The sequence below is a fragment of the Microscilla marina ATCC 23134 genome, from assembly GCF_000169175.1.
Classification (GTDB): domain Bacteria; phylum Bacteroidota; class Bacteroidia; order Cytophagales; family Microscillaceae; genus Microscilla; species Microscilla marina.
Window position 1 is genome coordinate 5001 of the sequence record NZ_AAWS01000090.1, and the last position, 9889, is coordinate 14889.

The window sequence follows — 9889 nt, forward strand, 5'->3', positions numbered from 1 at the left end:
TAAAAAAATTGCGATCTTTTTTTGATCGCTGTCGCTTGACTTTATTACTCAACTATTCAAAATCAAAACAAACCATTGTTCGTTTTTCGGAGTGCAAAGGTGCAAGCTTTATTTTTAATATCCAACAACTTGAACAAAAAAATAACGGTGAATTTTACCGCCGCATTTTTAACTCTTTTTCAAATCCTTTAAATCAAATCTCCTTTGAAATTTGTGAATGCGAAGGTACTAATTTATGGGGTAACTGCAAGGATTGGTTAGATAAGTAGCAGCAAGTAATAGCTACAAGTAAGAGTAACTTGCTCATAATATGGCAGTTACACCTACTCATTAGGTACGTTTAATGCTGCCTTGGTGCTTATACTTAATTATAACCAAGTACTTGTACACCTTAATTTGTGTTTGACTGGCCAGTACAGCTACAAACCACGCCTGTTCTACCAACCAGGTATTTTGTTTTACTGGTTTTCCATTTCAGTTTTTTTGTTAAACCAAAATGACATACAACATGAACTTACCCACAAAGCCAGTCTCTTTGCAATGTTAAGTACTTATTACAAGCAGGAAAGTACCAAGAATGACACAGATCAAAGAAGAAAACAATATAAATCTGCCATCACTTATTGAAAATCAAAGAGTTCCGAAAATCGTATAGTGCATTTGGACTATAAATTGACTTACTTTGCCTTATAGCATCATGTATTTTTTACATAACTCAAAACAACAATTTTAATTTAGAACAGTATTTGTGAAGGTCAAGGTTATGCATAACCTCCTTATTGGTACTGCGTATAGAGAATACAAACTTCATTAACAATCGCACCATACTATGAATCTAAAATTCCTATCTATAATTTTGATTTGCTCCTTTATATCAAACACGTATGGACAAATTCTAAAAAAAGAAAAAATCTATACTCTTGATAAGAATGAGTATGTAGCCCATGAGGAGAACTCTTTGGGTTTGTATCAAGATGAATTGGGTTATATTGTGGTAACAGCTGATGTAAAGGACTTTAGCAGGAGTTATCATATTAAAGGCAAAAAATATGGTCCTTTTAATCGTAGAGAATTGGCAAAACCTGTATTTAATTATGATAACTGGGGATTCATTGACTCTAAGGATGAGACAAGTTATGTGATTTATACTGGCAAAGAGTTAGGGGTACATGAATTGCCGTTTTATCCTGTAGGTTTAAAAATCAGGGGCAACTCGTGGGCTTATGTTTTAATTAACCAAGCAGAAGGCACTACAGAAGTTGTAATTAATGGTAAAAAACGTGGTCCATATCTTTCATTACAAAACTATCATTTAAGTAAAAATGGTAAAAGGTGGGCTATTATATACAATAACCGTCCGGAAGAGCATTATGTGGCATTTGATAATGGCAAAACAGCAGGACCTTATGCAGAAATTATTGATTTTCAGTTTTTAGAGCCCAACAGGTGGGTGCTCACAGCTGAACCTAAAGACTCTCCTACTAAAATACTAGAGGGAGGTCAGAAGGTTAAACAGATTATAGTAGAAACCAGTAATGGTGTAGTGGGTACTTATGAGCGGGAGTTGCTCAACAACCCTAATTATGATTGTGATAATCTTATCGCTAGAGGGAGTAATTATGGCTTGAACATTATTAAGGATCAAAAAATTTACTATTTGGCAAACGACGAGTTATATGGTCCTCATGAAGGTTTGGTACAACAAGTAGATATGGGGAAAAGCTATAATCGCTTCAATTTTGTGGTAGGTAAAGAAAAACGCTTTTATATAAAAGGGGAAAAGGGGTTTTCACGTAATGTAGAGATGTTTGCAGTAAGTGATAGCCGAAAAAATGTAGCCATAATAAAAAGGGGTAGTGGTATCAAAGATTCATTAGTAATGAATGATAAGTACTTTAAGGGTTTATTTGATAAAATTGCTTATGTAAAGTTTGCACCTCAGAGTGAATCTTGGTGTTTGTTGAGTAAAAGTAACGATGGCTATTACCTCCATTTTTCTAACAAGAAAAAGCAAGGTCCTTTTAATATTGATGACTCGCGAGGTGTACCACAGGTAATGCTAGGTAAAAATTGTGAGAACTGGGCAATGACTTATAAGGACTCAAAAAGCAATGAGATTAAATTAATTGTGAACGGACGGGAGAAAAAAGATAAATTTATTGGCAATATAGCGATTACTTCGGAGGCTGATAAAGAGTATTTTTCTTGGTTTAGTTTAGAAGACAAAACCGTGTTTCTAAATAAACTATTACTAAAATAGAAATAAGTAGCAGCAAATAATAAGCTACAAGTAATACCAAGTCTGATTGAAAACCCATACAAACTCACTTGTAGTGGTCTTAAGGCTTTTGGCAAGACCAACACAAGACACATTCTTCGCTATCGTTACACGCTCTCTTGGTCAGCTGCGCTTAAGACCAAGAGGAGGGGGACAGGTTTGATGATGGCTTTTAGATGTAGACATACATTAGTATACGGGTACGATTTGGTATAAGGGTAACTCACTCATGGTATGCCTGTTAAAACTACTCATTAGATATATTTAATTCTGCCTTGGTACTTAGTTAGTATAAGTATATGCTACTGAAAACCTCCATAATGTTGGGGGTTTTTATCGTTAACATTGAATGATTAGATCAACCCACGTGATTTGAACTCAAGGTATTTATTAATTGTATTGACAGTTAGGCTTTGAGGAGTGGATAAGACTGCATGTACTCCACACTTCCTCAATTCTTTGACTATGAGTCTTTTTTCAAAATCAAACTTTTCTGCAATTGTCTTCAGGTACACCTCTTCGGTCGAGTAAGCAGGTGCTTCAAGCAAACTTCTAAGTTCTGTATTTTCAAACAAAACTACGAGTAGTAAATGGTTCCCAGCTATAGCTTTTAGGTATGGAAGCTGACGGGTAAGTGCTGACTCAGACTCGAAGTTGGTAAATAATATAATGAGGCTGCGGTGTTTGATTTTTCGCTTGAGGGTAATATACAGTTTCTCAAAATTTGACTCTTTGAACGCCGTATTCTGTTTATAAAGTACTTCTAAAATACTTTGCATTTGTGCCAGTCCCTTTCGGGCGGGGAGAATAGATTCTATTTGGCGATTGAAGGTAATTAAACCAGCTTTGTCGTCTTTATTCATTGCGATGCTAGATATGACCAAGCTTGCATTGATGGCATAATCTAATAAGCTCATTTGCTCAAAGGGCATTTTCATTACTCGACCTTTGTCTACTATACAATATACCTGTTGTGATTTTTCGTCTTGGTAATGGTTTACCATCAGGTTGTTTCGACGGGCGGTAGCTTTCCAGTTAATGGTTCGCATATCGTCGCCTTGTACATACTCTTTAATTTGTTCAAACTCTTGGTTATGCCCTACTCTTCTTATTTTTTTGATGCCAGCCTCAGTCAAACGGTTAGAGATAGCCAATAATTCGTACTTACGCATTTGTAGATAAGATGGGTAAACTGGAATCATTTGCTGCTGGGCAAAACGGTAGCGCCTAGCGATAAAGCCTATTTTGGTAGAGATGTATACGTTCAAGGCTCCAAATTTATACTCTCCTCTTTTGACAGGTCGTAGTTTGTACTCAAGGGTTTTGTTGGTTCTTGGTTCAAGGGTAGTTTGAAAGAGAAAGTTGCGAATTTGGAATTGGTGTGGGATTTCATCAATGATTTTGAGGAAGGTAAGAAAGCTGTAGTGGTTTTGTATATGCAGCTGTATTTTATTTTCGTCACCATTAGAAAGTTTTTCATTGGCACTACGAGCACCTTTCAATCCATTACGGGTACCATATATTAAGAGTAAGTCTATGATACAAAGTACACCCAAAACCAATAATGCAATTTTGGCAATGCCTACTAATGCCTGTACAATAAACCCCAGTGCAAATAACAATACAATGCCTATGATGACAAGGAAGAAACGATTGTTTAGATAAAATGACTGGAGAAACTTCATGAATTAATTGTAAAGGTGGCTAACGTGGAACTTCTACACTTTGAACAATACGCTTAATGACTTCACCTACTCCCAATCCTTCCATTTCTTTTTCAGGGGTTAGAATAATACGATGTCGTAAAACTGGAGCTACCATTTTTTTTATATCATCGGGCTGCACAAAATCTCGCCCTTGCATAGCAGCACCTGCACGCGAACTATTAAGAATAGCCAGAGATGCTCTAGGGGATGCCCCTAAAAACAGGGCATTATGCTGTCGGGTTTGACTGACAATTTCGGCGATATACTTGACAAGTTCAGGCTCTACATGAATTTCTTTCACTTTTTGACGAAAGCTTTCTATAGATTGGGTTGAAAGAATAGGTTGGACATCATTAAATTGAGACAAACCTTTACGATCCAGAGCTTTAGTTAAAATAATTGTTTCTTCTTCAAGAGAAGGATAACCTACATCAATTTTAAACAAAAAACGATCAAGTTGAGCTTCGGGCAAACGGTAGGTACCTTCTTGCTCTATCGGGTTTTGGGTGGCCAATACGATAAATGGTGGCTTCATTTGATAAGTAGTACCATCAAAAGTAATTTGCTGCTCCTCCATCACTTCAAACAATGCCGATTGAGTTTTAGCTGGTGCACGGTTTATCTCATCAATAAGGATAAGGTTTGAAAATATAGGTCCTTTTTTAAACTCAAACTCTGTACTTTTTTGATTATACACTGATGTACCCAGTACATCAGAAGGCATTAGGTCAGGGGTAAACTGAATTCGGGAAAAGTCAACGGATATGATTTTAGAAATTAGCTTGGCGGTAAGTGTTTTGGCAACACCAGGTACTCCTTCTATCAATACATGACCATCAGTTAATATAGCTGTAACGAGTAGTTCTACCATATCAGGCTGCCCTACTACAACTTTACCTATTTCTGATTTGATTTGTAACACAGCCTCTTTCAGTTGCTCTAAATCTACTCGGTTTTCGAACATAAGTTTGACTTGCAGTTAAACGTTGGTTATGTAAATATATAAACTTTTGACTGAAAACAAAGCTGGTATTTAGTAATAAGTAGGTGGGTTAATTTTAGGTTTAAGCTTGAAATCGTCTCGACTTTTAATAATGAATTACATAGAGATCACTTTGTTCACTAGCTTCGATATTTGCTGTTATGCTTCAAAAAATTTCACCGTTATCGAATCAAAAGTAACCATTTTCATCAACACTCTAAGAGTCGAGATGCCTTCCTTTTGTAATGATGTAAATTACACTAGAATAGTTATGGTTATTTTTTTTTGCCCATTGGTTTGAACTCCACCCTTGTAATACGGCTTTTAAGTAATTGTTTTTACCTGCCTTGTATTTTTGACTAAGTAAGCTTATATAATATGAGTCATAAGGCATAGGTAAGTGTTGTTCTACCTTGAAACCATGTCGTTGAAATAAAGGGGTGATCGTTTCGGGGGTAAAATGATATAGGTGACGTGGAACATCATAAGCAGCCCAGGCACTTTGGAACTGATTAGCTTCGTGGGCATTGGCATTGGGCACTGCTACTACTAATACTCCTTGATCGGTTAATAGTTGATATAAGCGCTGGATGGTTTTGTCTATTTGATGTACATGCTCTAACACATGCCACATAGTAATTACACTAAATTGGTTGGGCTTGATTTGCTCCTCGAATATATCAGTTAAAATATCTATGCCCACATTTTCAGTGGCCATTGCTCTGGTTTTTTGGTCTGGCTCACAACCTGTCACTTGCCAGCCATCATTTCTACATGTTTTTAGAAAGAATCCAGTTCCACAACCTATGTCCAGCATATTTTTAGGCTGTTGTTTTACCAATTTATTCACTAATTTAAGTTTACTCTTAAGTGCTCGATTACGCACAATATGGTAAATACGGTTAATTAATCCTTTTTTGGTATTACTGTGTGAGATGTATTCTTCTGACTGATAATAACGTCCAATATGGGCTTCGTCGGGGCGTGGGTTAGTGAATTTAAATCCACAGTGTGAGCATTGAACAATGGTAAAGTTTTCTTGAGTTACTGTATGGTCTTTACAGGTTAGAAAATCTTTCATGTCATTTTCGCCACATACGGGGCACTGCGTCAGTGTTTCGAGCATATCAGTTTTATTTTTTGACTTTAGAGGAGGCAAATTTATAGCTTTTGATTGAATTAGCACAAAAACTCAATGGCTGGTCTTGGTTTATGCTCAAAAAAGGCTGTATACTTGAAGCATTGAACCAACCAAACGATTATTTCGCATGAATATACTTATTGTAGGGGCAGGCAATATGGGTAGTATTTATATTACCAGCTTTTTAAATAATCACCTGCTTACCAAAGAGCAACTCTATATTCTTGAGCACTCTGAGCAAAAAACGACTGATTTACAACAAGCAGGGTACCGCAATGCTTATCATCAACCGGGTGAATGGATTAAATCCATGGATTTGATTTTTCTGGCAATCAAACCCCAAGATGCAGAGGAGTTTTTCAATACTATACGTGCTTACCTTACACCAGCCCACTTGTTGATATCTATTATGGCAGGGATTAGTATTGACAAAATAAAGCGTTGGGTTCCTACTACTAAAATTATAAGGGCAATGCCCAACCTGCCTGCCCAAATTGGCATGGGAATGACAGGCTTTACGGCAGCTGCATCTGTTGATAAAAAAGAGTTGTTTATTGTGCAAAACTTAATTAACACTACCGGAAAGTCATTGTACTTTGAAGATGAAGAAAAGCTCAACGCAGTGACAGCTATTTCGGGAAGTGGCCCGGCTTATGTGTTTTATTTTATGCAGGCAATGATGGATACAGCACAACAGATGGGTTTTAGCCAATCAGAAGCAGAGCTTTTGGTAGAACAAACATTTATGGGAGCGGTTCATTTGGAAAATCGTAGCCAGGCAAGCTGCAACGAATGGATCAAGCGAGTATCGTCAAAGGGAGGAACAACTGAGGCTGCTATTACCAGGTTTGGGCGCCTCACTTTAGACAAACATATCCAGGAGGGCTTGAAACAAGCGCTTCAACGATCGATAGAACTAGGGAAATAAAAAATATAGTCAAGCAATAATTCGGTACATTTAAAAATAAAATTGTTTTACACACAAAACAGCTGTAAACACTTAAATACCAAACACTTACAACTTGTTTTTAAATAAAAAAAACAAACTAAACTTCCACACCTACAGCACTGGATAAGGTGGGCAACTATTGGTAAATTGAAATACATTTTGTAATAATTTTATCAAAAGTTTCCGCACTATGACACAGAAAGAAACTGTTGCTTACTATCTGAAAAATAAAGCTATAGAAAAGGCCTTGGCTTTTGCCAAAGACATTAAACACCTCAAAAACAAGATAGTTGGTTTGGAGATGATTGTTCAACAACTACAATGTGCTCAAGAGTTTGAACAGGCATTGGAAGTTGTTAAACTAATACCTGACAAAAGAAGGCAAACTCTAATGTTTCAAACAATGGTTAGCCAGGCATTGGCTCGCCAAGCTGTAGGATTTGCCCACCAAGTTGCCCAGAATATCCTAATACCACGTAACCAGTCTACTGCACTCAAACAGGTAGCAGACTATTATCTACAACTAGGAAAAGTAGATAAGGCACTGGCGATTGTTGCCGAAATTAAAACTATAAAAACTCAGACTAATTTATTGAGAGGTGTAAGTGAACGACTCATTGGGAACAACCTTACAGAGGCACTTTTAGCAGCAGAACAGATCAAAGATATTCCTGCAAGGCTTCAATTGATTGAAAAACTAACCAAGCAGATTCTTACACAACGCAAACCAAATAAGGTTCTAGAGGTATTAATTCATTTTAAGAGTGCTTTGAGTAAAATATGGGTTTGGACACTCGTATCAACCTCTTTGCCCAAAAAACAAGGCAGAGCATTATTGGGTGAGGCTTTAGTCATGTCAAATGGCTTACAAAGAAAGTATGAAAAAGCCCTTGGCATTACACAAGTTGCCTTTTATATCGCCAAATTATTAGGGTACAATGGTAAGGTAGATAAACTACTTGCGCAAGCAGTCGCTATCACCGAAAAAATATGGAAAGACACAGAGAAACTTCAGGCGATGGAGCACTTGGTAGGTAGTTATATCAAAATGGATCGTTGGCGCCAGGCTTTAGACACATTAGAGTACAGTGTAAACCGGATAGATGTGCCTGAACTTTTACAGAGGCTTACCAAAAAATTGTATAAAGATGGATATGCTAAGGAAGCTACGCATCTAAAACAAGCCACTGTTTCGATACTTGCCCGCACTATCAGAAGTCAACGATCAAAAAAGCTCATCAAAGTAAGTAATGAAAAAACAAAGCATAGAAACAGTTATTACTACTATAGCTATGAGGATGACAATAAGTTTTATGACATGACTGACAACGAGGATGGTACATTTACAGTTGAGTATGGTCGTATTGGAGAGCCTAGGACAAATACTTACACTTACCCTATTGAAGAGTGGACAAGAAAGTATAAAGAAAAATTACGCAAAGGATATAAAGATGTCACTTATATACATCAACCAAGCTTTGATACTAACTCAAAAAACAGACTTGAACCTATAGCACCCCCTGGCATTGCACAACTTGTGCAAAACCTGCAAGCGTACGCCCAACGGTCAGTAAACAATAATTATATAGTAAATGCTCAAAATGTAACCCTTGCCCAGTTGGAAAAGGCTCAAATGCTGATAGATGAAATATCGGGGCTTACAACGTTATTCAACAAAGGGCATGACCCCAGAGCAGAGGTAGATCAGTTGTTATTACAGTTGTTTACAGTGATTCCACGTAAGATGGATGTTGTAGAGGATTACCTCACTGCTTGTTTAGAAAATAATCAGGATGTAATGCGTAGGGTGCTAGAAGAACAAGCGACCTTAGATGTAATGCGGGGTGAGGTACTCACTTTACAAAATGCTACAAATCAAACTCAGGCGGCGACTTTGACTGACAATATTGGGGTAAAAATTGAAACCGCCACATTGAGTGATATAATGGCAATACGCCAACTGATGGGCAATAAATATTTTGACGAGTATTTCCAGCAAGCTTATAAGGTGACCCACCTAAAAAACCAGGCATTGTTTGACACACAAGTAAGCAATGCTCAAAATAGACGTACCAAACTGCTTTGGCACGGAAGCCGAAATGAAAACTGGTGGTCGATATTAAAAACTGGCTTAGTGCTACGTCCAGCCAATGCAGTAGTTACAGGTAAGATGTTTGGCTATGGTTTATATTTTGCTGATAAAGTAAACAAGTCTATGGGGTACTCATCGCTTTATGGTAGTTTCTGGACAAGTGGAGAATCAAACAAAGCATATTTAGCTGTTTATGATGTACACTTGGGCAATTGCATGCGTCGCAAACAACATGAGTATTGGATGTATGACTTGGATGAAACCACTTTGAAAGGACGGGGAAATTATGACTCTTTATTTGCCCGTGGAGGTGCCGATTTGATAAACAACGAATATATTGTATATAAAGAGGCACAGTGTACAATAAAGTATTTGATAGAGATACATAGTTAACTTTGGACTGTCAATGAGCTGTACTTAAAAGTTTTGCTCATTGACATTGCTTTTGTTTTGAAGATAAACTTTCTTTTCCAAAAGGAAGATAATAAAGTAATGAAATGTTATCTTTCCCGTAAAATGGCTATTATATTTTCGGAACGCATACTATATGAAACTTTTTTTAACTATATCATTATCAATTGTAATAAGCTTGTTTTCCACTAGTTATGGACAAAGCCCAACGGAACACCTGCAAAACCAACTCAAATTAGCCAAAACAGACACCCAAAAGGTAAAGCTCTATAACCAACTCTCTGAGTTACATTTTAAAGATGCCCCTGGCAAAGCCCGTAAATACGCAGA

Annotated in this window: 8 protein-coding genes (1 of these 8 running past the window's edge); 5 read left to right on the forward strand and 3 right to left on the reverse strand. The window is 37.1% G+C overall.

The features are described 5' to 3' along the window. Nucleotides 1–269, forward strand: partial view of a hypothetical protein gene (locus M23134_RS36230; protein ID WP_002705699.1) — the 3' portion only. 34 nt of this gene lie to the left of the window's left edge; 269 of the gene's 303 nt are visible here — the last part of the coding sequence; its start codon lies off the left edge, out of view; the stop codon is at nt 267–269. A gap of 560 nt (nt 270–829) precedes the next feature. After that, nucleotides 830–2260 (forward strand): hypothetical protein, encoded by a 1431-nt coding sequence (locus M23134_RS36235; RefSeq protein ID WP_045115028.1) that lies wholly within the window; start codon nt 830–832, stop codon nt 2258–2260. Nucleotides 2261–2631: 371 nt separating this feature from the next. Here the strand turns inward: M23134_RS36235 and M23134_RS36240 are convergent, their stop codons facing one another. The 3 genes from M23134_RS36240 to M23134_RS36250 all read right to left on the reverse strand — a co-directional run bounded on the left by M23134_RS36240 (nt 2632) and on the right by M23134_RS36250 (nt 6092). Continuing rightward, nucleotides 2632–3963: a DUF58 domain-containing protein gene (locus tag M23134_RS36240; protein WP_002705704.1), complete on the reverse strand. Its 1332-nt coding sequence runs from the start codon at nt 3961–3963 to the stop codon at nt 2632–2634. A gap of 19 nt (nt 3964–3982) precedes the next feature. Continuing rightward, nucleotides 3983–4948 carry an AAA family ATPase gene (locus tag M23134_RS36245; RefSeq protein WP_002705705.1) on the reverse strand — a complete coding sequence of 322 codons (966 nt, stop codon included), beginning with the start codon at nt 4946–4948 and terminating at the stop codon, nt 3983–3985. A 235-nt stretch (nt 4949–5183) separates the two neighbouring features. Next, nucleotides 5184–6092 carry a class I SAM-dependent methyltransferase gene (locus M23134_RS36250; protein ID WP_045115029.1) on the reverse strand — a complete coding sequence of 303 codons (909 nt, stop codon included), beginning with the start codon at nt 6090–6092 and terminating at the stop codon, nt 5184–5186. A 142-nt stretch (nt 6093–6234) separates the two neighbouring features. On the opposite strand from M23134_RS36250, the gene proC reads away from it, so the two are divergent. The 3 genes from proC to M23134_RS36265 form a co-directional block, all read left to right on the forward strand. Continuing rightward, a complete protein-coding gene (proC, locus tag M23134_RS36255) occupies nt 6235–7035 on the forward strand; it encodes a pyrroline-5-carboxylate reductase (protein WP_002705707.1) in 801 nt (266 codons plus the stop codon). Between the two features lie 211 nt (nt 7036–7246). Continuing rightward, entirely contained in the window at nt 7247–9541 is a 2295-nt protein-coding gene (locus M23134_RS40710; protein ID WP_002705712.1) for a poly(ADP-ribose) polymerase catalytic domain protein, read from the forward strand. 154 nt (nt 9542–9695) lie between these two features. Continuing rightward, on the forward strand, nt 9696–9889 hold a 194-nt coding region (locus M23134_RS36265; RefSeq protein WP_045115030.1), incomplete at its 3' end, for a hypothetical protein.

Excerpts from the sequence above, each read along its gene's own strand:
- M23134_RS36245 (WP_002705705.1), bottom strand. The coding sequence starts at position 4,948 with ATGTTCGAAAACCGAGTAGATTTAGAGCAACTGAAAGAGGCTGTGTTA.
- proC (WP_002705707.1), top strand. The coding sequence starts at position 6,235 with ATGAATATACTTATTGTAGGGGCAGGCAATATGGGTAGTATTTATATT.
- M23134_RS36240 (WP_002705704.1), bottom strand. The coding sequence starts at position 3,963 with ATGAAGTTTCTCCAGTCATTTTATCTAAACAATCGTTTCTTCCTTGTC.
- M23134_RS36250 (WP_045115029.1), bottom strand. The coding sequence starts at position 6,092 with ATGCTCGAAACACTGACGCAGTGCCCCGTATGTGGCGAAAATGACATG.
- M23134_RS36235 (WP_045115028.1), top strand. The coding sequence starts at position 830 with ATGAATCTAAAATTCCTATCTATAATTTTGATTTGCTCCTTTATATCA.
- M23134_RS40710 (WP_002705712.1), top strand. The coding sequence starts at position 7,247 with ATGACACAGAAAGAAACTGTTGCTTACTATCTGAAAAATAAAGCTATA.